The organism is Pseudomonas sp. GW460-LB5 (assembly GCF_059423245.1).
Map to the genome: position 1 here is coordinate 1 of NZ_JBWKXT010000077.1, position 24,365 is coordinate 24,365.

Sequence of the window (24,365 nt, forward strand, 5' to 3'; positions counted from 1 at the left end):
GGGGGGGGGGGGTGGTTGCAGCTGTTGCCAGAAAGTCTCCAGCTCGGCATAGGCATGGGCGTTGTCTGGTAGCTGGCACCAGGCTGCAAATGCCTGGCGCTGGGTGTCGTCGCAACCGGGCTGGCGCAACAGCGAGAACCACTCCAGCGCTTCCTGCTGTGGGTCGGGCTGCAGCTGCTTGGCGGGCATCGGGCTCATGGGGTCGGTCTGCTCACGATAGGGGCCGTTTCGCCCAACGATGACAGGGATATAAGTCGAGGATGCTAATTATATTGAGAACCATTTTCAAGTACGTTGCGACAGAGGGATAAAAAAGGTAGCTATGTATCTATTTGTTTCCCGATAATCGGATCCCAAACTGCGGACGGAGATTCAGGCACATGGCCACCAGTAGCGCCTCCCCGGCGTCCACCAGCGCAGCGGCGAGCCAAGCGACGCCGCTGGTAATGCGCATCATCGGCTTCTGCGCCCTGGCGCACTTGATCAACGACCTGATCCAGTCGGTGCTGCCGGCGATCTACCCGATGCTCAAGGCCAATTACGACCTGAGCTTCGCCCAGATCGGTCTGATTACCCTGACGTTCCAGATCACCGCTTCGCTGCTGCAACCCTGGGTCGGCTTTTTTACCGACCGCCGGCCAACGCCGAACCTGTTGCCGCTGGGCACCTTGTGCACGTTGGTGGGCATCGTGATGCTGGCCTTCGTCGGCAGCTTCCCGATGATTCTGCTGGCTTCGGCGCTGGTGGGCATCGGCTCGTCGACGTTCCACCCGGAAACCTCGCGTATTGCGCGCCTGGCCTCTGGCGGGCGCTTCGGCCTGGCCCAATCGACTTTCCAGGTTGGTGGCAACACCGGTTCTGCTCTGGGCCCACTGCTGGCGGCGGCCATCGTCATTCCGTTCGGCCAGACCCACGTGGCCTGGTTCGGCCTGGCCGGTTTGTTCTTCCTCGGTGTAACCCTGATGCTGCGCAGCTGGTACAAGGAACACCTCAACCAGGCCAAGGCGCGCAAGGCGGTGCAGGCCACCCATGGCATTTCCCGCAACCGGGTGATCGCGGCGCTGATCGTGCTGGGCCTGCTGGTGTTCTCCAAGTACTTCTACATGGCCAGCTTCACCAGCTATTTCACCTTCTACCTGATCGAGAAGTTCGATGTGTCGGTGGCCAGCTCGCAGTTGCACCTGTTCCTGTTCCTGGGGGCAGTGGCGGCGGGCACGTTCTTTGGCGGCCCGATCGGGGACCGCATCGGGCGCAAGGCCGTGATCTGGTTCTCGATCCTGGGGGTGACGCCGTTCACCTTGGCGCTGCCGTATGCGGACCTGTTCTGGACCACCGTGCTGAGCGTGGTGATCGGCTTTATCCTGGCCTCGGCGTTTTCCGCGATCGTGGTGTATGCGCAGGAACTGGTGCCGGGTAGCGTGGGCATGATCGCCGGCATTTTCTTCGGGCTGATGTTCGGCTTTGGCGGCATTGGGGCGGCGCTGCTGGGGTATGTGGCGGACCTGCGCGGTATCGAGTATGTGTACGGGCTGTGCTCGTTCCTGCCGTTGTTCGGGTTGCTGGCGGTGTTCTTGCCGTCTACAGGTAAACGCTGAAATTGCTGGGGGCTGCTTTGCAGCCCATTCGCAGCACAAGGCTGCTCCTACAGGCAGCACGCGCTCGTTGTAGGAGCAGCCTTGTGCTGCGAATGGGCCTCGTAGAGGCCCCTGGCCGATTGACTACCCCCCCTTGAGGTAGCTAGAGTGCCGCCTCTTTTTACCCACCACCTGCGTAGTAGCCAAAGCAATGCGCCGTAACCCGTCCCTCCCACATGCCCGCCAGCCTGCCCTCCAGGCCCTGCGTCGTGCCTGGCCGAGCGACACGGTGCTCAAGCGTCGCCGCAGCGTGCTGTTTGCCTTCACCTTCTCGCCACACCTCGCCTGAACTGATCTGCGCTTTTGCGTCGCTCGCCGCCCCGGCGTGCGCGCCTGTGTCTGCACGTCTTTTCGGTTTGCAAGGAGTGGTACATGAACATGCGTTTGTTGGCGGGCCTGTTGTTCGCCGTTTCTGTCGTGGGCTTCAGCCTGGGGGCCAGCCTGCCACTGGTGTCGTTGCGCCTGCATGAGGCCGGGGCCAGTACCCTGGAAATCGGTATCATCTCGGCCATTCCCGCTGCGGGCATGATGCTCTCGGCGTTCCTGGTCGACGCCTGCTGCCGCCACCTCACCCGGCGCACCATCTACCTGCTGAGTTTCAGCCTGTGCACCGTCAGCATCGCCTTGCTCGAGTCGGCTTTCGCCTCGCTGTGGCTGCTGGGGCTGCTGCGCCTGGGCCTGGGGCTGGGGATGGGCATCGCCATCATCCTCGGCGAGTCGTGGGTCAACGAACTGTGCCCTGATCACAATCGCGGCAAGATCATGGCCCTTTATGCCACCAGCTTTACCGGCTTCCAGGTACTCGGCCCGGCCATGCTCGCGGTGTTGGGCGCCAACAGCCCGTGGATCACCGGTGTGGTCACCGCCTGCTATGGCCTGGCGTTGCTGTGCATCGTGCTGACCGTACCCAATGACCATGTCGAGCATGAAGAGGGCGACAAGAGCTTCGGCCTGGCGGGGTTCTTCCGCGTGGCACCGGCGTTGTGTGTGGCGGTGCTGTTCTTCTCGTTCTTCGATGCGGTGGTGCTGTCGCTGTTGCCGGTGTACGCCTCCAGCCATGGCTTTGCCGTGGGCGTGGCGGCGCTGATGGTGACCGTGGTGTTTGCCGGCGACATGCTGTTCCAGCTGCCGCTGGGCTGGTTGGCCGACAGGGTGGAGCGCACCGGGCTGCACCTGGCGTGCGGGCTGGTGGCGATGTCGATTGGCATCGGCCTGCCGTGGCTGCTGAACATGACCTGGCTGCTGTGGCCGCTGCTGGTGGTGCTTGGAGCGGTTGCGGGGGGCATCTATACCCTGGCGCTGGTGCTGATCGGGCAACGTTTCAAGGGCCAGGACCTGGTCACTGCCAATGCCAGCGTGGGTTTGCTGTGGGGGGTGGGTAGCCTGATCGGACCGCTGGTCAGTGGCGCTGCGATGGATGTGGCCCCGCATGGCCTGCCCATGGCGCTGGCGCTGATGGCCGGGCTGTTCGTGTGCTTTGCCAGGCAGTCATACCGGCGCCATGGGCGGATGCGGCCAGTGGCGGACCGATAACTGCAGGAGGTAGCCGGTCAGACAGACGTTCACGCCGCGCCGATGCTTACCCAATAACGCGTGCGGTAGTCGATACGCACCGGCAGGCTGCGGGTGAGCAGCTGCAAAATCTGACGGGTGTCGCCCAACTGATAGGTACCTGACACCTTCAAATTCGCCACCTCAGGGTCGCAGCGCAACAGGCCGGGGCGGTAGCGGGCGAGCTCTGCGGCAAACTCGGCCAGTGGCATTTGCTGCACACTGAGCACCCCGTCGGTCCAGCCCCACGGGTCGCTGTGCAGCGTCACCGCGTGAATACTGCCATTGGCCCCCACCTGCACGGTTTCGCCCGAATGCACCTGCCGCGGCGAGGGCGATGTGGGGAACAGCGTGACTGCACCACGGCGCACCGCCAGCAGCAGGCCCTGGCTGTTTTCGCGCAGCAGCACCTGGCCGTTGAGGGTGGTCAGCGGCCCGACGCGGGTGTCGATGTGGAACGGGCGAGTGTCGTTGGGGTTGCTGTCCAGGCTGACCTCGCCACGTACCAGTTCCAGCTGGCGTTGCCCGGCGCTGTAATGCAGGTCGATAGCGCTGGCTGTGTTGAGCTGTATGTGGCTGCCATCGCTGGCTTGCCACTGGCGCCGTTCACCTGTGGCGGTGCTGCTGTCGGCCAGCAGTTGCGGCAGGCCCATAGGTTCGCGCATGGCCCAGCCCAGGCTGCCGCTCACGGCCAGCAGCGCCAGTAGCTTGAGGTGGTCTCGTCGGCTGCTGCGCTGGCGCTGGCTGCGGTCCAGGGTGCGCCGGCTCAGGTCCTTGGGCAGCCCGGCCAGTTCGTCGCCCAGTTGGCTGACCCGTTGCCAGGCCAGCGGGTTGTGCGGGTGGCTGGCCAGCCAGTGCTGGAATTGCTGCTCAGTATGGGGGGTGGGGCGGTCGAAGCGCAGCTTCACCAGCCAGTCGATGGCTTGGTCGACCTGTGCCTGTGCCGGGGCGTGCTCATGCATCGGCGTAACGCAACCGGTAGCAGACACCCAAGGCTTTGGCCAGGTCCCGCTCGACGGTGGCCCGCGACACTTCCAGCTGCTGGGCGATCTGCACGATGCTCAAGCCGTCCAGTTGAGCCAGCAGAAACGCCTGGCGAACACGCGGCTTGAGCTGGTTCAGGGCACGGTCGAGGCGGTCCAGGGCATCGAGAATGACCAGCCGGTGCTCTTCGCTGGGTGCCTCGGCTTCGGGCAGGTGGGCCAGACTTTGCTGGTAGGCGTGTTCCAGTGCGCGACGGCGGAACTGGTCGATCATCAGGCCACGGGCGATGCTGCTGAGATAGGCGCGTGGCTCTTTAAGCGGCGAAACCTGGCGGGCCCGCAATAGCCGCACGAAGGTGTCCTGGGCCAGGTCGGCCGCATGCTCGCTGCACCCCACCCGGTTGCGCAACCAGCCGCGAAGCCAGCTATGGTGGGCCTGATAGAGCAGAGCGACCTCGGTCGGCTTGAACGTGTCGTTGATCTGCATCGTAACGAGGGCCCGGTCCTGTGAACTGTGCGATTGTGAATAGTTCTCAATTCTATGCGGGGATAACGGCACAGGGCAATGGTATGCCAGGAATTCGCCGCGCAAGAACCGGCGTTTAACCGATGAATGGTTGGGCTAAGCTGGCCCTGCATTCAACCTGTTGGAGGCGCCATGATACTGGCCGACCTTTCACCCGAGGCCTACCGCAAGGCCACTGAATACCTGGCAGCACTCGACCCGGACTGGTCGCGGCACATTGCTGCGACCGGGCCTTGCCTGCACCAGGCCACGCCGGGGCGGGAGCCTTACGAGGCGTTGGTGCGGGCCATTGCCTACCAGCAACTGCATGCCCGTGCTGCCGAAGCAATCCTTGGCCGGTTGCTGGCGTTGTTCCCGGAGAGTGCGTTCCCGACGGCAGAGCAATTGCTGACGGTCAGCCCGCAAATCCTGCGTGCCTGCGGCTTTTCGGCGAACAAGCTGGCGACGATTCAGGGCATTGCCCAGGCGCGGCTGGAAGGCCTGGTACCAACGCGTGAAGAGGCATTGACCATGGCCGACGAAGCACTGATCGAACGCCTGGTAGCCTTGCGTGGGGTAGGGCGATGGACGGTGGAGATGCTGCTGATTTATAGCCTGGAGCGTTCGGACATTCTGCCGGTGGACGATTTTGGCGTTCGCGAGGGATACCGACGGCTAAAGGGCCTGGACAAAGCGCCGACACCGGCGCAGATGCGCTCCCTGGGCGGCGCCTGGCGGCCGTTTCGGACCGTGGCGGCCTGGTACCTGTGGCGGGTCTGAAGTTTTGCATCGCCTGTACGGGCCCCTTCGCGGGCATGCCCGCTCCCACAGGGACCGCGCAAGGCTCGAACCCTGCAGAGGATCTGTGGGAGCGGGCGTGCCCGCGAAGAGGCCCGTACAGGCGACAACTTATCTGGATGCTAACCCATGAATCTCTACACCACCCCCGACCAACGCTGGCAAGCCGTGGCGTCCCGCGACTCCACCGCCACAGGCCACTTCGTCTACGCCGTACGTACCACGGGCGTGTACTGCCACCCCGGCTGCAAATCTCGCATGGCCAAGCGCACCAATGTCGAATTCTACGACACCCCGGCTGCTGCCGAAGCCGCGGGCTATCGTGCCTGCAAACGTTGTATCAGCAAGGCCAGCGCCGCCCGCCATAGCCAACTGATCACCCGCGCCTGCCGCCTGATCGAAACCATCGACCCTGCGCCCAGCCTCGACCAGCTCAGTGCGCAACTGGCCGTAAGCGCCTTCCACCTGCACCGCTTGTTCAAGGCCGAAACCGGCGTTACCCCCAAGGCCTATGCCACTGCCTTCCGTGCCCGGCGCCTGCGTGAGCACCTGGAAGATGGCCAGCGTTCAGTCACCGACGCCATCTACGATGCCGGGTTCAACTCCAACAGCCGCTTCTACGAAAGCGCCGATCAGCGCCTGGGCATGCTCCCCCGCCAGTACCGCGCCGGTGGCGCAGGGGCCACCATCCACTTCGCCCTCGGCCAGTGTTCGCTGGGGGCGATCCTGGTGGCCCAGAGCGAGAAGGGCATTTGCGCGATTTTGCTGGGCGACGACCCCGAGTCCCTGTTGCACGACCTGCAGGACCAGTTCCCCAAGGCCCGCCTGATCGGTGGCGACAGCGCCTACGAACAGTTGGTCGCCGAAGTGGTGGGCTTTGTCGAAGCCCCGGCACTGGGCCTGGCGTTGCCACTGGATGTGCAAGGTACGGCGTTTCAGGAGCGGGTGTGGCAGGCCCTGCGCGAGGTGCCGGCCGGCAGCCGGGTCAGCTACACCGACATTGCCGAACGAATCGGTGCGCCCAAAGCGGTGCGCGCGGTGGCCATGGCCTGTGCGGCCAACCACATCGCCGTGGCCATCCCTTGCCATCGGGTGGTGCGTCGGGACGGCGATATCAGTGGCTACCGTTGGGGTGTCGAGCGCAAACAGCAACTGCTCACGCGAGAGACGGCACTCTCCTGATAGCCTGAAGCCGCGTAGAATCCCCCGCCAAATCGAGTTGTAAAGAGGATACTTCGATGAGGCGTGTCAGCCTTGCCCGTTTTTGCCCAGGCCTGATGGTCCTGTTGGCCCTGATGCTGGCCATTGCCAGCCCGGCCTGGTCGGCCCCGGCCACGCCATTGTCCAATCTGGTGGCTGCCGATGCGCCAGCGCTGGATGAAAACGCCAGCATCGAACAGCTGAGCGACCGGCTGGACCTGATCCGCCAGGGCGTCACCAGCGAGGCCAACGACGACCTGCTGTCGCAATTGCGCCTGGCGGCGATGCAGGTTCAGCGCCAGGCTGATGCATTGAGTACCCAGCGCACCGCCGACCTGGAAAAACTCGAGGACAAGCTGAAGGTCATCGGCCCGGCCCAGCCGGACGAGGCCGCCACCCTCACGCAGCAGCGCAAAGCGCTGGAGGCCGAAAAAAAGGCGCTGGTAGCCCAGCAGGATCAGGCCACCAAGCTGAATCAGTCGGCTCGCGACCTTTCCACGCAAATCGTCAACCTGCGCCGTAGCCAGTTCAATTCGCAAATCACCAGCCGTGCGGCTTCGCCACTAAGCCCGGCGTTCTGGCAAAGCATCATCCGCCCTACCCAGGACGACGTGGCGCGTGTGCGTGACCTGCGCGGCGAGGCGGCCGATGCCATTGGCAGTGCCCTCAGCGCCGAAAACCGCTGGCTGTTCATTACCAGCCTGGTGGCGGCGATTCTGGTCTGGACCTTGGTGCGCCGTGTGCTCGAGCGTCTGCTGGCCAGTGCCATGGTCGGCTGGTTGCCCGAGGGCCGCTTGCGCCGCAGCGCCTTGGCGCTTGGCGTCAGCCTGGCAACCCTGGGTACCATTGCCGGCTCTGTATCGCTGCTGCGCTGGGGCCTGGAGAGCAGCGCACAGCTGGGCTCCGATATCGCAAGCCTGGTCAACCACATCCTTACCCTGGTGGTGTTCAGCGCCTTCATCACCGGCCTGGGCCGCGCCATGCTGATGCTGCAGCGCCCGTCCTGGCGCCTGCCGCCGATCCATGACGAAGTGGCCAGTGCGCTCGGTTGGTTCCCGAAGGTACTGGCATTGGCGCTGATGGTCATGATGACCATGGAGCGCATCAACAGCGTCATCGGCGCCAGCCTGGCACTGACTGTGGCGGTCAATGGCCTCACCGCGCTGGTGGTGGCGCTTATCTTTGCCGGCGCATTGCTAGGTTATCGCCGAACCCTGCGCAAGCATGATCTGGAGCGCCCCACCGGCCTGACCGGGCTGATCCCGTTCGTGATGGTGATCTGGCTGACGCTGATCTTGCTGGCCCTGCTCACCGGCTATCTGACACTCGCCTATTTCCTCACCGCCAAATTGCTGTGGGTCAGCCTGGTGGTCACCTGTGCCTACTTGCTGACCACCTTCTTCGGTGACCTGTGCGAAACCTTGCTGTCGCCACGTCAGCCAGGTGGTCTGGCGCTGGCCTCGACCCTGGGCCTGGCGCCTCGCCACCAGGCACAGGCCAGCACTGTCCTGGCCGGCATCGGCCGTACCGTCATCCTGTTCCTGGCGCTGTTGCTGGTGCTGATGCCGTCGGGCACCAGCCCCAGCGAGCTGCTGATGAGCCTGGGCGACTGGGACGGCACCGGCGGCAAGCTGCTTGGCAACCTCAACATCGTGCCGCAGGATATCCTGCTGGCCCTGGCGATCTTCTTCGGCGGCCTGTTCGCCATTCGCGTGGTCAAGCGCTGGCTGAGTGACCGCCTGCTGCCGGAAACCGACATGGACGCCGGCATGCGTGCCTCGCTAGTGACCCTGGTGGGCTACCTGGGCTTCCTGTTCCTGGCCATGCTGGTAATGTCGACCCTGCGCATCAACCTCACCAGCCTGACTTGGGTGGTCAGTGCCCTGTCGGTGGGTATCGGTTTTGGCTTGCAGCAAATCGTGCAGAACTTCATCTCCGGCCTGATCCTGCTCACCGAGCGCCCCGTCAAGGTGGGCGACTGGGTCAGCCTGGCGGGCGTCGAGGGGGATATCCGCCGCATCAATGTGCGCGCCACCGAAATTCAGATGTCCGACCGCTCGACGGTGATCGTGCCTAATTCCCAGTTCATTTCGCAGAACGTGCGCAACGTGACCATGGGCAATGCGCTGGGCGTGGTCGGCATTACCTTGACCCTGCCATTGGAGACCGACGCCAACCGGGTACGCGAGCTGTTGTTGACGGCGTACCACGAGCATGAGGCGATTCTGGATGCGCCCGCCACTTCGGTGTCGTTCAAGGACCTGACCGCCAGTGGCATGGTGATTGGCGTCAGTGGATACGTGGCGGGGCCGCGGCAGGTGTCAGGCACCCGTAGCGACTTGCTGTTCACCATTCTTGGGCGGCTGCGTGATGAAGGCATTCCGCTGTCTTCGCCGCAGAGCATGGTGCTGGTGCAGGAGGGTACGCGCCCCGCTGACGAGTCGGTGTAAAGAGCGGGGGCTGCTGCGCAGCCCTTTCGCGGCACAAGGCCGCTCCTACAGGGAATGCGAACGCTATCAGGGCACGCGATCCCTTGTAGGAGCGGCCTTGTGCCGCGAAAGTGGCGCATAGCGCCCCCGAATTCAATGCTGCTTGGCCTGCCTGATCCTCAGCAGAATCACCAACAATACCAGCAGCACCGGAGGCGCCATGGCCAGCAATCCATCCCGCGCCGTCAGCCCCAACCCCAGCACATTCAGCCCGCCATACAGCAGCTTGAACAAATTCAGCAGGTAGTAGGTGATGGCAATGATCGACAGCCCCTCTACCGCCCGCTGGATCTTCACCTGGGCATCGGCCCGGGCATTGAGGCTGCGCAGGATCTCGGCGTTCTGTTCTTCCATTTCTACCTGAACACGCGCCTGCAACAGGTCGCCCAGGTTTGCCACGTTTTTCGCCAATTGCTCCAGCCGCTGCTCGGTCGCCGCGCAATAGCGCACAGTCGGCTTGAACCGACGCTCGATGAACACCCCCAGGCGCTGGCAGTCGCCTACATGGCTTTCCCGCAGCTCGCCCAGGCGTTCGAACACCAGTTGCGCATAGGCCTGGGTGGCGCCGAAGCGGTGGCGGGTTTTTACCGTGTGGCTGACCACCTGGCGTGACAAGTGGGCAATGGCGTCCAGTAACCCTTTGGAGTCATGGCCGTCCCCCCCGGCACTGCGCTCCGAGAGGCTGACCAACGTCTTGTCGAAAGTATCCAGTTCTTGGCTCAGAGCCTTGGCCGTGGCCAGGGTCAGCGAGGCCATCATGCGGTACGTCTCGATTTCCAGCAGACGGCGGATCATGCGGCCCTGGCGGTAGGCATTGAGGCGGCGGTTGATGAACAGGAAACGGTTGGTACCATCTTCGGTCAGGCGGAAATCGCTCCACACCACCGCATCGCCCCCGCCAACGCACGAGCCGCACGGATCTTTGAAACCATAGCGAGGCAGGTCAAGCCCCTGTTCGTCACGCACCAGCACCTGCACGGCGTTGATCACCTGCGCCACCTGCGGGGCGATGGCTTCGGCCAGCACGGGAGGCAGGGGCCGCCATTCGGTGTCGGTGGCAGCGCACGGCACCACCAGTGTCAGGGTGAAGAACTCGGTGTGGCGTTCCCACTTGAACGGGTGGCCATCCAGGCAGGTGATGCCTTGCGCGGCAGCGGTGTCCAGGGCCTCCGGGCAGCAGCGTTGCAGCAGCGCTGCACAGGCAGCATCACCGCCGAGCAAGGCCAGGTGGAAGACATGCGCCGGGCCGTCGAAGTACAGCGACGGGCGGGCGTGCAGTTCGTTGTGCAAGGCGGTGCGTTGAGGGTGCATGGGTGGTCCGGCCTGGTGTTGTGATTGTTGGGGTACCAGGAAGTGGGACTTTGCAGCGGGCGGAGAAAGTCACGCGGGGCGGAGTTTTGTTCTACCTGTACCGGCCTCTTCGCGGGTGAACCCGCTCCCACAGGTTCAGTGCAATTTTCAAGGACAGCACCGTACTTGTGGGAGCGGGTTTACTCGCGAATGGGCGGCAACGCGGCCCCTTGCGATATCAGCCGAGGCAACGCGTCACATGCTTGACCGATTGGTAGGCCGACAACCCCCAAGGCCCCAGCTCACGGCCGATGCCGCTACCCTTGGTACCGCCCCACGAGGTTTCGACGAACACCGCCTGCACCGAGTTGATCCACACGTGGCCAACCTCCAGGGCATCGGCCACGCGCTCGGCACGCGCCAGGTCGGCAGAGCACACTGTTGCGACCAGCCCGAAGCGGCTGTCGTTGGCCTCGGCAATCGCCTGTTCCTCACTGGCAAACCGCCGTGCGCACAGCACCGGGCCAAAGATTTCCTCGGTCCACAGGCGGCTGTGTTTCGGCACGTCGGTATACAGCGTCGGGCTGACGAACCAGCCGTCACGGTCAAGCGCCTTGCCACCGGCCAGGCACTGCAAGCCTTCTTCCCGGGCCGTGGCAAAGTAACCGGCCACCTTCAGCCACTGCGCCTGGCTGGTCAGCGGGCCCATGTCGACCTCTTCGGTCAACGGGTTGCCAACCCGCAGGTTTTCCAGTGCCGCCTGCAAGCGTGGCAGTAGCGCATCGGCAATACCGTTCTGCACCAGCAGCCGTGACGTGGCTGAACACATCTGCCCGGCGTTCCAGCTAATGCCGGCGACAATCCACTCTACCGCCTGGTCGACATCGCAATCGTCAAACACCACGATCGCCGACTTGCCGCCCAGCTCCAGCGTCACCGGCCGGCACTGTGCCGACGCACTGCGCATCACCTGGCTGCCGACGCTGTTGCTGCCGGTGAACGACAGTTTGTCCAGGCCATTGTGATTGCTCAGCGCGGCACCGGTCTCGGCCTTGCCGTTGACGATGTTCAGCACCCCCGCCGGCAGGCCCAGAGCGTCGGCAATCTGGCCGTAGGCCTGCTCGATCAGCGGGGTGACCTCCGATGGCTTGAGCACCACGGTGCACCCGGCAGCCAAGGCCGGCGCGAGCTTCCAGGCGCTGGTCACCAGCGGGAAGTTCCACGGTACGATCAGGCCGACCACACCCACCGGCTCCAGGCGGGTGCGCGCAGTGAAGCCTGGGGCGGCCAGCGGGACGTCGCGATGCTTCGCAGGCAACTGCTCTGCGAGCTCGGCGTAGTAGCCGAAGGTGGCGATGGCGTCATCCAGGTCGATTTCCGCCTCGTGACGGGGCTTGCCGTTGTTGCGCATCTGCAAGGCGATCAGCGCTTCACGGCGCTGCCCGAGCTGCTCGGCAAAGCCGCGCAGGAAAGCTGCACGTTCGCTGGCGCTGGTGCTTTTCCAGGCGGGCAGGGCGCTGCGGGCAGCGGCTACGGCCTGGTCGACCTGGGCCACGCTGGCAGCCATGAACTCGGCGAACGGTTGCCCCAGCGCAGGGTCATTGACGCTGATGCAGTCGTTGCCTTGGCCTTCGACCCAGCGGCCGGCGATGTAGTGGGAGTTGGTCATGGTCGGTTTCCAGTCAGGCCATTTCGGCAGTGGTCACAGGCGTGTGCGCGGTGCTTTTGCACCGCACCCAGCGCGGGCCCTGGGGGCCATACACGCCCGCAGGTTCAGGGAACAGGTTGAGCAGCAGCAGGTACAGCACGCCAGCCAGCCCCAGGGTGACCGGCAGGCTCAGGTCGATGCCGCCGGCCAGGTCGCCCAGCGGGCCGACGAACTGCCCGGGCAGGTTGACGAAGCACAGGCCGACCGCCGCGCTGGGGAGCCACGCCCCCATGCCGCGCCAGTTCCAGCCATGCTGGAACCAGTAGTGGCCACCACGCTGGCCGCGGGTGAATACCTGCAGGTCATCGGCGTGGTAGAAGCCGCGGCGAGTGATCAGGCCGAGGATCATGATCACCATCCATGGGCTTGTGCAGGTGATGATGAGTACCGCGAAGGTCGACACGCTTTGCACCAGGTTGAAAGTGAAACGGCCGACAAAGATGAAGCCGATTGCCAGCACACCGATCAACAGCGTGGCGCCGGCGCGGCTGAGCAGGCGCGGGAACACGCTGGACATGTCCAGGCCGGTGCCATACAGCGCAGTGGTGCCGGTGGACATGCCGCCGATCACCGCAATCAGGCACACCGGCAGGAAGAACCAGCTTGGCGCCACTGCCAACAGGCCACCCACATAATTATTGGCGGCGATGTAGTCCGGTGCCTGGGTCGCTACCAAGGTGGCGGTGCAAAGGCCGAACAGGAAAGGAATCAGCGTTGCGCCCTGGGCTGCTATCACCGCCAGCATGATGCGCGCCTTGGGTGTTTCACGCGGGATATAGCGCGACCAGTCGCCCAGGAAAGCGCCGAACGACACGGGGTTGCTCATGGCCAGGATCGCCGCACCGACGAACGCCGCCCAGAAGCCTGCCTGGCCAAGGTTGACGCTGCCTGCGTAGCCGGCATCGAACGGCCCGGCAAAGGCCACGATGCCTAGCAGGAACAGCAGGCTTGAAGCCCACACGGCAATCTTGTTCACCCACAGCATGAAGCGGAAGCCAAAGATGCACACCACCAGCACCAGCACCGCGAACAGGCCGTAGGCCAGGCCCAGGGTGAGGTCGGTTTCCGGCAGGCCGGCCAGGCGCTTGGCACCGCCGACCAGGGCGTCGCCCGAGCTCCACACCGACAGCGAGAAGAACGCCACGGCCGTGAGCAGCGACAGGAACGAGCCGACGATACGCCCGTGCACACCAAAGTGCGCGCCCGACGACACGGCGTTGTTGGTACCGTTGAGTGCGCCGAACAAACCCATCGGCGCAAGAATCAGGGCGCCCACGCCAACGCCGAGCAGAATGGCCCAAACGCCCGCCTGGAACGACAGGCCGAACAGCACGGGGAAGCTGCCCAGCACTGCGGTGGCGAAGGTATTGGCGCCGCCGAAGATCAGGCGGAAGAGGTCCAGCGGGGAGGCGTCGCGTTGATCATCAGGGATCTGTTCGACGCCGTTGGTCTCGATACCGGTCGAGTGGCTCATGGTGATGCTCCAGCGCGGTTGTTGTAGCCGGCGCAGTGCGCGGGCCTTCTTGTGGGTGCGATGGCAGGGCGGCAGGGCCGCGTAAAAAAGTGATCAGGCCGGCGAGACGACCGACAGGTGCTCGTGGCAGGCCAGCCACTGGTCACCCTGGCGGCGGAAGACGATAGTCTCGCGCTCGCTCATGCGGTGTTCTTCACCGGCGATGCGGATATGCGTGGCCACATCGTGCATGAAGATCGCCACATCGCCTTGCAGGCTCACGTGGGCATTGGCCGATTCGCAGGCGAGCACTGCAAACCCTTCGGCCTGCCACTGGGCCCAGAGGTCTTCGTAGGCACGGCGCGACAGCAGCGGTTGCGGCAAGGTGTGGAAAAGGAACGTCGCGTCTTCGCTGAAACAGGCGAAATAGCGGGCGGTGTCGTTGCTGGCGAACGCGGCAACGAGGTCGGCGGCGGCTTGGCGCACCTGAAGTGTCTGGTCCACGGGAGTGGCCTCACGGTTTTTGTGATTATGGTGAAGCGATTCTGGTGGCGGTTGGCGAGGGGACAAATCGCTGAAGGCAAATAATCAGTTCAGGAATTTGTGAAGTGATGGCGTGGCGCAGGTTCTGTCCGGGCGCCACTCTGTGGGAGCTGGCTTGCCGGCGATGAGGCCAGTACAGGCAACAACAGGCGAACCGACTGACGGTCTGTCCCACCGTTCATCCTTGCCTACGCTGATACTCCCAACCCGCTGAAGCAAGGAGTTCACCGTGACCTTCCAATACAAGCGTCTGGACAAGAACAACGCCGCCGTACTGCTGGTCGACCACCAGGCCGGCCTGCTCTCGCTGGTAAGGGACATCGACCCCGACCGCTTCAAGAACAACGTACTGGCCCTGGCCGACCTAGCCAAGTACTTCAAGCTGCCGACCATCCTTACCACCAGCTTCGAGACCGGCCCCAATGGCCCGCTGGTGCCGGAACTGAAAGAGCAGTTCCCCGACGCCCCCTACATTGCGCGCCCTGGCAACATCAATGCCTGGGACAACGAAGACTTTGTCAAAGCCGTAAAAGCCACCGGCAAGAAGCAGCTGCTGATTGCCGGTGTGGTCACTGAAGTGTGCGTGGCCTTCCCGGCCCTGTCGGCGCTGGAGGAGGGCTTTGAGGTGTTCGTCGTCACCGACGCCTCTGGCACCTTCAACGAACTGACCCGTGACTCGGCGTGGCGGCGCATGGAGGCTGCCGGGGCGCAGCTGATGACCTGGTTCGGCGTGGCTTGCGAGCTGCACCGCGACTGGCGCAACGACGTCGAGGGCTTGGGTACCCTGTTCTCCAACCATATACCGGACTACCGCAACCTGATGACCAGTTACAACAAGCTGGCCAAGTAGCGCCTCCTCGGGGCTGCACCGCAGCCCCCCCTCAACCTGCAAGCGAAGCGGCAAACCGGTATGAATCGACCATACTGACTCTTCATTCGCCCTCAGGAGAGTGTCATGTCGAAGCCGTCCAGGAAGAAATCCACCCAGCAACAGCCAGAAAAACTGGGCGGCAAGGCCTACGAAAAAGCGCTCAAGCATCTGCATGTAGAGCTGGTAAAGCTGCAGGAGTGGGTGGTGGCCAAGGGGCTGAAGGTATGCATTGTCTTCGAAGGCCGTGATGGCGCCGGCAAGGGCGGCACCATCAAGGCCATTACCGAGCGGGTCAGCCCGCGGGTGTTTCGCGTGGTGGCGCTGCCGGCACCGACCGATCGGGAAAAAACCCAGATGTTCCTGCAGCGCTATGTGGGGCATTTGCCCGCCGCGGGCGAGGTGGTGATCTTCGATCGCAGCTGGTACAACCGTGCGGGGGTTGAGCGGGTCATGGGCTTTTGCTCCGGCAACCTTGTCGACAAGTTTCTCGCCGGGGTGCCCGTGTTCGAAAAGGTCATGGTCGAGTCGGGCATCATCCTCATCAAGTACTGGCTCGAGGTCAGCGCCGAGGAGCAGACCCGCCGCCTGGAGGATCGCATCAACGATGGTCGCAAGCTGTGGAAGCTTTCGCCCATGGACCTCAAATCGTATACCCGTTGGGATGACTACACCCAGGCACGGGACGACATGTTCCAGGCCTCGGATACAGCCTGGGCGCCGTGGTTCATGGCGCACTCGGACGACAAACGTCGTGCCCGCCTGAACATCATCAGCCATTTGCTCAGCCGTATTCCGTACAAGGACATCACCCGTGACCGGGTGGTGAAGCTGCCCAAACGCGGCAAGGTCGGCAAGTACAAGGCCGTGGCCTACCCGTTCAAGGTCGTCGAAGAACGCTTTTGAACCCCTCCCTGTGGGGCGCTGCGAGGGTTAGCGCTCATGCCACAGGACGGCAGCCTGCTGCAGGCGACGGTGGTGGGACCGCCTTCGGAGTCGGCGTGAGTTTTTCGGAGGGGGGGGAATCCGCGAAGCAGCCAGTACAAGGAACCTAAGGCTGCCAATCAACCCCACTTTCTTCCAGATAAGCATCCACAGCGGCACCCACCGTGGGGTGAAAGGCCGTCTCCCCCATATGCTGAAACAACTCGAACCGCCGCATCTTGTCCTTCACCGGGTCCTTCATCTCGGCAAACTGCAATTCCACCCCTCGAGCCTCCAGTGCCCGGTCCAGTTCGGCCAGCATGTCTGCCGAGGTGATGTCGATACTGGTCACTGGTTCCGCCGCTATTATCAGCCGCTGCACCGGCGTCGGCGACTCGTCCACGGCCGCCATCACGGTACTTTGGAACTGCTCGGCATTGGCAAAGAACAGCGGCGCATCCCAACGCAGCAGCACCAGCCCCGGAATACGTCGAGCCTGTGGATAACGCTGCACATCGTGGTAGCCCCGGGTGCCATCCACCCGGCCCAGCACTGCATGGTGTGGCCGCCAGCCGTCCCACAGAAACTCGATCACCGCGATTGCCACCGCAATGCAGATACCGGGAATGGCCCCAAACACCGCCACACCGACGAAGCAGGTGAACGACAGCCAGAACTCCCACTGTTGCATGCGGTTCATGTAGCCATAGCGGATCGGCTTGGACAGCAACTCGGTGATGAAGCCCAGGCGCAGCAGCCCGGCAATCACGCAGAACGCCCCGGCGATCAGCGCCATCATGCTGGCGATGGCGATTGCCCGCTGTGGGTCGCTGGCGGCGTGCTGCACCACCACCGCCAGGATCGGCGCGGCCAGCGCCGAATCCGGGCCCAGCACCAGGATTCGGCTGGGGCCGAACAGGGCGTAGACCAGCAACGGGATGATGGTGGCGTACAGGCCGTAGATTCCGGGTACGCCGGACGCTTCGGCGTAGGCAATGCCCACCGGTACCAGCATGGTGGTCAGCACCAGGCCGGCGGCGATGTCCTTGGCTAACCAGGCGCGTTGATAGTGGAGCAGGGTCACCAGGCCGGGTAGCCAGCGTTGCCAGTCGAAGCGCGTTGGTTCGGGCATGGTGCGGGCTCAGGGGAGGAGGGTGCTGAGTTTCAGCTTAGATGCTATGCCCCTAGAAACGAAGAAGCCGCGCAGGTGCGCGGCTTCTTCGTGTTGAGTGACCCGTCCTGAACAGACATTTCGCCTGTTTCAGGGCTGGGTCGTCTCTTGAGACGCTGTGAACGTCTGCTGAATCAGACGTTGAAGCGGAAGTGCATCACGTCGCCATCCTTGACGATGTAATCCTTGCCTTCCAGGCGCCACTTGCCGGCTTCCTTCGCACCGCCTTCACCCTTGAACTGGATGAAGTCGTCATAGGCCACCACCTCAGCGCGGATGAAACCTTTTTCGAAGTCGGTGTGGATAACACCAGCAGCCTGTGGTGCAGTGGCGCCGACGCGTACGGTCCAGGCACGTACTTCCTGCACGCCGGCAGTGAAGTAGGTCTGCAGGTTCAGCAGCTCGTAACCGGCGCGGATCACGCGGTTCAGGCCAGGCTCTTCCAGGCCCAGGGCCTCGAGGAACATGTCCTTCTCTTCGCCGTCGTCCAGCTCGGCGATTTCTGCTTCGATCTTGTTGCACACCGGTACAACGACCGCGCCTTCTTCCTCGGCAATGGCCTTGACCACGTCCAGGTGCGGGTTGTTGTCGAAGCCGTCTTCGGCGACGTTGGCGATGTACATCACCGGCTTGCTGGTCAGCAGGTGGAAGCCACGGATGACGGCTTTTTCGTCGTCAGCCATGTTCTTCATCAGGCTGCGTGCAGGCTTGCCTTCGGTGAAGTGCGGGATCAGCTTTTCCAGAATGGCCTTTTGCGCCAAGGCTTCCTTGTCGCCGCCCTTGGCGTTGCGGGCTACTTTCTGCAGTTGCTTTTCGCAGCTGTCGAGGTCGGCGAAGATCAGTTCGAGGTCGATGATCTCGATGTCACGCTTGGGGTCGACGCTGTTGGAAACGTGGATCACGTTTTCGTCTTCGAAGCAGCGCACCACGTGGGCAATGGCGTCGGTCTCGCGGATGTTGGCGAGGAACTTGTTGCCCAGGCCTTCGCCTTTCGAGGCACCGGCAACCAGGCCGGCGATATCGACGAATTCCATGGTGGTCGGCAGGATGCGGTTTGGCTTGACGATTTCAGCCAGCGCAGCCAGACGAGCATCTGGCATCGGCACGATGCCGCTGTTTGGCTCGATGGTGCAGAAAGGGAAGTTCTCCGCCGCGATGCCAGACTTGGTCAGGGCGTTGAACAGGGTGGACTTGCCGACGTTGGGCAGGCCGACGATGCCGCAATTGAAACCCATGGGTATTCCCCTCTCTAAAGGAATCAGGCCTTCTGGCTGTGCAGCTCGCGCATCGCCTTGGCAAAGTCGCCGGCAAGCACGTCCGGCAGCACGCCGAGGGCAAAATCGATGCTGGCGTCGAGCTTCTCCTGCTCGGCGCGCGGCGCGCGGCCCAGGACGAAGTTGGATACCAGTTTGGCGTCACCCGGGTGGCCAATGCCAAGCCGCAGGCGGTGGAAGTCGTTCTGGTTGCCGAGCTGCGCGATGATGTCGCGCAGGCCGTTATGCCCACCATGGCCGCCGCCGCGCTTGAGCTTGGCAACGCCCGGAGGCAGGTCGAGTTCGTCGTGCGCCACCAGGATTGCTTCCGGCTTGATGCGGAAGAAATTGGCCAAGGCCGCCACGGCCTGGCCGCTGCGGTTCATGTAGGTGGTGGGGATCAACAAACGAACGTCGTTGCCCTGATGGCTGAACTTAGCCGTCAGGCCGAAATATTTTTTGTCAGCAGTCAGCGATACACGCTGGGCGCTGGCAATGCGTTCAACGAAAAGAGCCCCTGCGTTATGCCGGGTCTGTTCGTATTCGGGGCCGGGGTTACCCAGGCCAACGATCAACTGGATGGCGGTCACGTCAGGGGCTCTTCCTTGGAGTTGGTGGGTCACAGTGCGCGCGGCACTGTAACCCGATCAACGCCGGCGTGCGAGTGGATTACTCGGCAGCGCCTTCTGCTTCTGGAGCAACGCGTGGAGCGTGAACGTTGGCAACAGCTTTGTCATCACCGTGGGCCAGAGCTACGAACTCTACGCCTTTCGGAGCTTTCAGGTCCGACAGGTGGATGATGGTGCCGATTTCAGCGTTGGCCAGGTCAACTTCGATGAACTCAGGCAGGTCTTTGGCTTCGCAGGAAACTTCGATCTGCGATTCAACGTGCGAGATCTCGCCGCCTTTCTTGACCGGAGCTTCTTCGTTGATGAAGTGCACTGGAACAACAGCGGTCAGCTTCTGGCCAGCAACGACGCGGATGAAGTCAGCGTGCATGATGAACTGCTTGGCCGGGTGACGCTGCATGGCCTTGACGATGACGTTTTGCTTGACGCCGTCAACGTTCAGCTCGATCACGTGGCTGAAGGCAGCTTCGTCTTCGAACAGCTTGGTGATTTCCTTGGCCAGGATGGTCAGGGATTGAGCTTCTTTGTCACCACCGTAGACAACGGCAGGGATGCTCAGCGCATGACGCAGGCGGCGGCTCGCACCTTTCCCCAGGTCAGTACGCGCTTGGGCGTTCAGGATAAAATCAGTCATTTTGTTTCTCCAAAATAGCCCCCCGAGAGCGTTTGCGACCAGCGCCAACGGGGATGGCAAAAAAGCCCCGCCCCAACACATGTTGGGGCGGGGCGCTTCACATCAACACGCGTTCCGCTTAGCGGAACATCGCGCTGATCGATTCTTCATTGCTGATGCGGCGTACCGCTTCAGCGACAACCGGTGCGATATCCAGCTGGCGGATACGGTCACAGGCTTGAGCAGCGGCGGACAGCGGAACGGTGTTGGTCACCACCAGCTCGTCCAGTACCGACTTCTCGATGTTCTCGATCGCGCGGCCCGACAGGACAGGGTGCGTGCAGTAGGCGTAAACCTTGGCAGCGCCGTGTTCTTTCAGGGCTTTGGCCGCGTGGCACAGGGTGCCGGCGGTGTCGACCATGTCGTCTACCAGGATGCAGGTGCGCCCTTCGACGTCGCCGATGATGTGCATAACCTCGGAGTGGTTAGCCTTTTCGCGGCGTTTGTCGATGATACCCAGGTCGACACCCAGGGACTTGGCGACTGCACGTGCACGCACGACACCACCAATGTCCGGGGAGACGATCATCAGGTTCTCGAAACGCTGGTCTTCGATATCGTCTACCAGTACGGGCGAGCCGTAGATGTTGTCGACGGGGATATCGAAGAAGCCTTGGATCTGGTCAGCGTGCAGGTCGACGGTGAGAACACGGTCGATACCCACGACAGTGAGCATGTCAGCGACAACTTTGGCGCTGATGGCTACACGTGCCGAACGCGGACGGCGGTCCTGGCGGGCATATCCGAAGTAAGGAATCACGGCGGTGATTCGGGATGCTGAGGAGCGGCGGAAGGCGTCGGCCATCACTACCAGTTCCATCAGGTTATCGTTGGTCGGGGCACAAGTCGGCTGAATAATGAAAACGTCTTTACCGCGAACATTTTCATTGATCTCAGTGCTGATTTCGCCGTCGGAGAACTTACCGACAGAGACGTCACCGAGAGGGATATGCAGCTGACGTACGACACGCCGAGCCAGATCGGGGTTAGCGTTCCCCGTAAAGACCATCATCTTGGACACGCGCAGTACCTGAAGGCTGAGGGTATACCTGGATGAGTATAAGGAAAATGGCAGGGGCGGCTGGATTCGAACCAACGCATGGCAGGATCAAAACCTGCTGCCTTACCGCTTGGCGACGCCCCTGTATCTGTTGCTGCGAACGCTTATGCGCTCGACTTCTTGACCAGACTTTGCAGCTTGCGATGCAACATCGAAATATTGCTTCCTTTCGCCACAAACCCTGTTTGGGTCGCTGAAAGAAGGGCCAGAACTTTATCAGCTTCGGCTTTGCTTGGGAAGGCCCCAAACACACAACTTCCAGTGCCGGTTAGTCGAGCCTCAGTGAATTTACCCAGTGAATTCAACGCATTGCGAACTTCTGGGTAACTCTGCTCTACCACCGGTTGGCAGTCATTTCGACTGTTTCCCTCGGGAACGGGGCGCATATTAAGGGGGAGGGAATCACGTGTCAACTGCGGATGTGAAAAAATTTCTACTGTGCTGACAGACACTTGCGGCACCAGCACGACATACCAAGGCTCTTCAGGGTCAACCGGGGTCAACTGTTCGCCCACACCCTGGGCGAACGCCGCATGGCCGCGCACGAATACCGGTACGTCGGCACCCAGGCTCAGGCCCAGTGCGGCCAGGCGGTCTTCGTCCCAGTCCAGTTGCCACAGGTGGGCGAGGGCCAGCAGGGTGGTTGCGGCGTCCGAGCTGCCGCCGCCGATGCCGCCACCCATGGGCAGCACTTTGGTCAGCCAGATATCGGCACCCAATGGGCTGCCGGACTGTTCCTGCAGCTTGCGCGCAGCACGCACGATCAGGTTGCTGTCGTGCGGTACTGCCTCGATCTCGGTGTGCAGGCGGATCACGCCATCGTCACGTACGGCGAAACTCAGTTCGTCGCCATGGTCGAGAAACTGGAATACGGTTTCCAGCTCGTGATAGCCATCCGCGCGACGGCCGATGATGTGCAGCCACAGGTTGAGCTTGGCCGGGGCGGGCAGGGTCAGCGTGTGCATGAAATCAGTGCCCCAGCTGGCGTGGCTGCCAGTCCTTGACCACCAGGGTCACGTCCAGATTCTTGCCGTGCAGTTTCAGGCGCTCGGGCAACCAATAGCCATTCTGTTCGGTGTAGCTCAGGTACTGCACCTGCCAGCCATCCTGGTCAAGGCTGGCCAGGCGGCTGTCGCCGTCCAGAGTCAGCTTGCTCTTGCTGTCGGGGGCGGGCAGGCCGCGGACCCACCACACCAGGTGCGATACTGGCAGCTGCCAGCCGAGCTGCTCTTCCAGCAGGGCTTCCGGGCTGGTGGCCTCGAAGCGGCCCTGGTTGGCCACTTCGAGCACAACGCCACCGGGGCGGCCGGTCAGTCGTGCGGCACCACGGCCGAGTGGGCCAGCCAGGCGAATGTCGTAATAGTCCTGGCGCTGCAGCCAGAAGAGCGTGCCGCTACCCGAATCGCGCGGCGCGCGGATGCCGACTTTGCCGTTGATCTGCCAGCCATCAAGGCTGCTCAACTGCGCTTTATGGGCGCGCCACTGCTGCGGGTCGCCGTGCCCTTGCAGGGCCTCGCGGCTACCGAAGCCGGCACAGCCAGCCAGCAGGGCGATCAGGGTGAAGGTGATGCAATGGCGCAGGAACATGGCGTTAAAGGGTCTCGGATCCGGTCAGGCGCAAAAGGGTTTTGCGCAGGATGGGGCTGTCGGCCTGGGCTTCGAAGCCCTTGGCCCATACCTGGCGGGCTTCGCGGCGCTTGCCATTAGCCCACAGCACTTCGCCCAGGTGGGCGGCCACTTCGTGGTCGGGGAAGTTGGCAAAGGCTTGGCGCAGGTAGGTTTCAGCCTCGTCGAGGTTGCCCAGACGGTAATTGACCCAGCCCAGGCTGTCGAGTACCGCCGGGTCGTCCGGGGTCAGCTGGTGGGCCTTGTCAATCAGCGCCTTGGCTTCGGTGTAGCGGGTGGTACGGTCGGCCAGGGTGTAGCCCAGGGCGTTCAAGGCCATGGCATTTTCCGGCTCGCGGGCGATGATGGCGCGCAGGTCCTTTTCCAGTTGGCCAAGGTCGTCGCGCTTTTCGGCCAGCATGGCGCGCGTGTACAGCAGGTTGAGGTCGTCCGGGTAGCGCTGGATGGCTTGCTGCAGCACCTGGCTGGCCTGGGCGTCCTTGTTGTTGTTGCTGTAACTTTCCGATTCGATCAGGAACAGCTGGATGGCGTAGTCCGGCTGGGCTTCGCGGGCCTCGGCGAGCAGGCGTGAAGCCTCGGTGCCGCGGCCGTTGGCAATCAGGATGTCGGCCTGGCGCAGCTGCGCCGGCAGGTAATCGGGGCCAGGGCCGACCAGGGCGTACTCGCGCAGGGCGCCAGCGGGGTCGTGGCGTTCTTCGCGGATGCGGCCCAGGTTCAGGTGGGCGGCGTCGACGTTGCTGTCGCGCTCGACCAGCTCCTGCAGGTAGCCTTCGGCTTCATCCCAGTCTTTGTTTTCCAGGCACACCAGGGCCAGTGAGTAACGCAGCTCGTCATCGTCGGGGTATTGCTGGACCAGGCTGAGGAACTCGCCCTTGGCATCGCCGATGCGGTCCTGTTCGACCAGGGTGCGGGCATAGGTCAGGCGCAGGCGCTTGTCATCCGGGTTGTCGCGGATCGCGCCGCGCAGCAGCGGCAGGGCCTCGGGGCCACGGTCCAGGGCCTGAAGCAGGCGGGCGCGCAGCAGGATCGGGGCAATTTCGCCGTTTTGCGTCGGGTGCGATTCGAGCAGCTCCAGCGCCTCTTCAGCCTTGCCGTCCTGGTTCAGCAGCAGTGCCTTGCCGAATATCAGCTGGCCGTTGTCGGGGTATTTCACCAGCAGGCGCTCGAAGCTTTGCAGCAAGCCGTCGCGGGTGCTCTGGTCGGTTTCGGCGGCTGACAAGGCGAGGAAGTCGAAGTGAGTGTCGCCTTGGCCCTGCAGCACTTTTTCCATGTAGGCCATGGCGTCGTCATAACGGCCGGCGCGGGCTAGCTGGATGGCGGCGGCGCGCTGGGCGTCGAGGTTCTGCGGGTCATTGCGGGCCCAGACCAGCGCGTTATCCAGCGCCGGCTCGTCGGCGCCGAGGTATTCGGCAATGCGGTAGGCACGCTCGGAAACCCCGGGGTCCTGGGTTTTTGCTGCCTGGTCGGTGTAGTTGGCCAAGGCGATATCGAAGCGGTTGCGCTGGCCAGCCAGTTCCGCGACCAGCAGGCTGTAAAGCGTGTCCTGCTTGAACGAGCCATACACCACGGGCTTTTCCGCCTCGCCCTTGCCGGCTTCGGCGATGGGAGGCTCGGCCTTTTGCGGGGCCAGGTTCTGGCAGCCCTGGAGCAGGGCGAAGGCAAGCAGCAATGCGTATGGTTTGTTCATAGAAGGCTTTAGGAGGACTCACCGGCGGTCGGAGCATGATGACACAAGCGCGGGGGCAAACCCACCTGCGAAGGTATGAAGCTACGCTCAGCACATGCAGACCGCGCAGCGCGCGCAGCGTTCGCCCGGGCATTGCCACGATGCCCAGCGCTCGCGCGCGCTCACGCTCTTGTTTCTGTTTCTGTTTCTGTTTCTGTTTCTGCTTCTGCTTCTGCTTCTGCTTCTAAGCGCGCGATAGTTCAAGCGACGCAGATTGCGACTTCAGGAGGCCGAGCGCAGGGCTTGCGTAGGGAGGTGACGGGCATGGATGCCCGTCAAGC

General features: G+C 63.1%; 23 protein-coding genes and 1 tRNA gene. 8 read left to right on the forward strand and 16 right to left on the reverse strand.

Annotation, left to right across the window (positions count from 1 at the left end; all coding sequences use genetic code 11):
• Positions 1–189, reverse strand: a 189-nt coding sequence (locus tag AC07XM_RS28255) for a FecR/PupR family sigma factor regulator (protein ID WP_146026083.1), incomplete at its 3' end; no start/stop codon positions are given.
• A gap of 191 nt (positions 190–380) precedes the next feature.
• Between AC07XM_RS28255 and AC07XM_RS28260 the strand changes: the two genes are divergently transcribed.
• From AC07XM_RS28260 to AC07XM_RS28270, 3 genes are all read left to right on the forward strand, one after another.
• The gene (locus AC07XM_RS28260; protein WP_016484844.1) at positions 381–1,595 is read left to right on the forward strand and encodes an MFS transporter; all 1,215 of its coding nucleotides are present in this window, start codon (positions 381–383) and stop codon (positions 1,593–1,595) included.
• 190 nt (positions 1,596–1,785) lie between these two features.
• A complete protein-coding gene (locus tag AC07XM_RS28265; RefSeq protein WP_016484845.1) occupies positions 1,786–1,923 on the forward strand; it encodes a hypothetical protein in 138 nt (45 codons plus the stop codon).
• An 83-nt stretch (positions 1,924–2,006) separates the two neighbouring features.
• Positions 2,007–3,167 (forward strand): MFS transporter, encoded by a 1,161-nt coding sequence (locus tag AC07XM_RS28270; RefSeq protein ID WP_023049191.1) that lies wholly within the window; start codon positions 2,007–2,009, stop codon positions 3,165–3,167.
• A gap of 29 nt (positions 3,168–3,196) precedes the next feature.
• Here AC07XM_RS28270 and AC07XM_RS28275 read toward each other — a convergent pair whose 3' ends face one another.
• The gene (locus AC07XM_RS28275) at positions 3,197–4,147 is read right to left on the reverse strand and encodes a FecR domain-containing protein (protein ID WP_102690057.1); all 951 of its coding nucleotides are present in this window, start codon (positions 4,145–4,147) and stop codon (positions 3,197–3,199) included.
• On the reverse strand, positions 4,140–4,655 hold the full coding sequence (locus AC07XM_RS28280) for a sigma-70 family RNA polymerase sigma factor (protein ID WP_016484848.1): 516 nt from the start codon (positions 4,653–4,655) through the stop codon (positions 4,140–4,142). The genes AC07XM_RS28275 and AC07XM_RS28280 overlap by 8 nt, the downstream gene beginning before the upstream one ends.
• A 171-nt stretch (positions 4,656–4,826) precedes the next feature.
• Between AC07XM_RS28280 and AC07XM_RS28285 the strand changes: the two genes are divergently transcribed.
• The 3 genes from AC07XM_RS28285 (at position 4,827) to AC07XM_RS28295 (ending at position 9,121) form a co-directional block, all read left to right on the forward strand.
• A complete protein-coding gene (locus AC07XM_RS28285) occupies positions 4,827–5,453 on the forward strand; it encodes a DNA-3-methyladenine glycosylase family protein (RefSeq protein WP_102690058.1) in 627 nt (208 codons plus the stop codon).
• Positions 5,454–5,600: 147 nt separating this feature from the next.
• Positions 5,601–6,653, forward strand: a complete 1,053-nt coding sequence (gene ada / locus AC07XM_RS28290) for a bifunctional DNA-binding transcriptional regulator/O6-methylguanine-DNA methyltransferase Ada (RefSeq protein ID WP_095115869.1) — start codon at positions 5,601–5,603, stop codon at positions 6,651–6,653.
• A gap of 56 nt (positions 6,654–6,709) precedes the next feature.
• The gene (locus AC07XM_RS28295; RefSeq protein ID WP_016484851.1) at positions 6,710–9,121 is read left to right on the forward strand and encodes a DUF3772 domain-containing protein; all 2,412 of its coding nucleotides are present in this window, start codon (positions 6,710–6,712) and stop codon (positions 9,119–9,121) included.
• A 132-nt stretch (positions 9,122–9,253) separates the two neighbouring features.
• On the opposite strand, the gene AC07XM_RS28300 is transcribed toward AC07XM_RS28295, so the two are convergent.
• The 4 genes from AC07XM_RS28300 to AC07XM_RS28315 all read right to left on the reverse strand — a co-directional run bounded on the left by AC07XM_RS28300 (position 9,254) and on the right by AC07XM_RS28315 (position 14,115).
• Positions 9,254–10,471 carry a DUF3422 domain-containing protein gene (locus AC07XM_RS28300; protein WP_016484852.1) on the reverse strand — a complete coding sequence of 406 codons (1,218 nt, stop codon included), beginning with the start codon at positions 10,469–10,471 and terminating at the stop codon, positions 9,254–9,256.
• 217 nt (positions 10,472–10,688) lie between these two features.
• Positions 10,689–12,119 carry an aldehyde dehydrogenase family protein gene (locus AC07XM_RS28305; protein ID WP_102690059.1) on the reverse strand — a complete coding sequence of 477 codons (1,431 nt, stop codon included), beginning with the start codon at positions 12,117–12,119 and terminating at the stop codon, positions 10,689–10,691.
• 13 nt (positions 12,120–12,132) lie between these two features.
• Entirely contained in the window at positions 12,133–13,632 is a 1,500-nt protein-coding gene (locus AC07XM_RS28310) for a purine-cytosine permease family protein (protein ID WP_016484854.1), read from the reverse strand.
• Positions 13,633–13,725: 93 nt separating this feature from the next.
• On the reverse strand, positions 13,726–14,115 hold the full coding sequence (locus AC07XM_RS28315) for a YybH family protein (protein WP_016484855.1): 390 nt from the start codon (positions 14,113–14,115) through the stop codon (positions 13,726–13,728).
• 268 nt (positions 14,116–14,383) lie between these two features.
• Between AC07XM_RS28315 and ycaC the strand changes: the two genes are divergently transcribed.
• Positions 14,384–15,004, forward strand: a complete 621-nt coding sequence (gene ycaC, locus AC07XM_RS28320; RefSeq protein WP_016484856.1) for an isochorismate family cysteine hydrolase YcaC — start codon at positions 14,384–14,386, stop codon at positions 15,002–15,004.
• Positions 15,005–15,109: 105 nt separating this feature from the next.
• Positions 15,110–15,928 carry a polyphosphate kinase 2 gene (gene ppk2, locus AC07XM_RS28325; RefSeq protein WP_023048692.1) on the forward strand — a complete coding sequence of 273 codons (819 nt, stop codon included), beginning with the start codon at positions 15,110–15,112 and terminating at the stop codon, positions 15,926–15,928.
• 145 nt (positions 15,929–16,073) lie between these two features.
• Here the strand turns inward: ppk2 and AC07XM_RS28330 are convergent, their stop codons facing one another.
• The 9 genes from AC07XM_RS28330 to AC07XM_RS28370 all read right to left on the reverse strand — a co-directional run bounded on the left by AC07XM_RS28330 (position 16,074) and on the right by AC07XM_RS28370 (position 24,045).
• A complete protein-coding gene (locus tag AC07XM_RS28330; RefSeq protein WP_023048693.1) occupies positions 16,074–17,078 on the reverse strand; it encodes a SulP family inorganic anion transporter in 1,005 nt (334 codons plus the stop codon).
• Between the two features lie 173 nt (positions 17,079–17,251).
• A complete protein-coding gene (gene ychF, locus AC07XM_RS28335; protein WP_016484859.1) occupies positions 17,252–18,352 on the reverse strand; it encodes a redox-regulated ATPase YchF in 1,101 nt (366 codons plus the stop codon).
• Between the two features lie 23 nt (positions 18,353–18,375).
• Positions 18,376–18,960 carry an aminoacyl-tRNA hydrolase gene (pth, locus tag AC07XM_RS28340; protein ID WP_009686183.1) on the reverse strand — a complete coding sequence of 195 codons (585 nt, stop codon included), beginning with the start codon at positions 18,958–18,960 and terminating at the stop codon, positions 18,376–18,378.
• A gap of 79 nt (positions 18,961–19,039) precedes the next feature.
• Positions 19,040–19,633, reverse strand: a complete 594-nt coding sequence (locus AC07XM_RS28345; RefSeq protein WP_016484861.1) for a 50S ribosomal protein L25/general stress protein Ctc — start codon at positions 19,631–19,633, stop codon at positions 19,040–19,042.
• Between the two features lie 118 nt (positions 19,634–19,751).
• Positions 19,752–20,693, reverse strand: a complete 942-nt coding sequence (locus tag AC07XM_RS28350; protein ID WP_003247410.1) for a ribose-phosphate pyrophosphokinase — start codon at positions 20,691–20,693, stop codon at positions 19,752–19,754.
• Positions 20,694–20,741: 48 nt separating this feature from the next.
• A tRNA-Gln gene (locus AC07XM_RS28355) sits at positions 20,742–20,816 on the reverse strand.
• 20 nt (positions 20,817–20,836) lie between these two features.
• On the reverse strand, positions 20,837–21,697 hold the full coding sequence (gene ispE, locus AC07XM_RS28360; protein ID WP_016484862.1) for a 4-(cytidine 5'-diphospho)-2-C-methyl-D-erythritol kinase: 861 nt from the start codon (positions 21,695–21,697) through the stop codon (positions 20,837–20,839).
• A 4-nt stretch (positions 21,698–21,701) separates the two neighbouring features.
• On the reverse strand, positions 21,702–22,319 hold the full coding sequence (lolB, locus tag AC07XM_RS28365; protein ID WP_016484863.1) for a lipoprotein insertase outer membrane protein LolB: 618 nt from the start codon (positions 22,317–22,319) through the stop codon (positions 21,702–21,704).
• A 4-nt stretch (positions 22,320–22,323) separates the two neighbouring features.
• The gene (locus tag AC07XM_RS28370) at positions 22,324–24,045 is read right to left on the reverse strand and encodes a tetratricopeptide repeat protein (protein ID WP_016484864.1); all 1,722 of its coding nucleotides are present in this window, start codon (positions 24,043–24,045) and stop codon (positions 22,324–22,326) included.
• Positions 24,046–24,365: the final 320 nt, after the last annotated feature.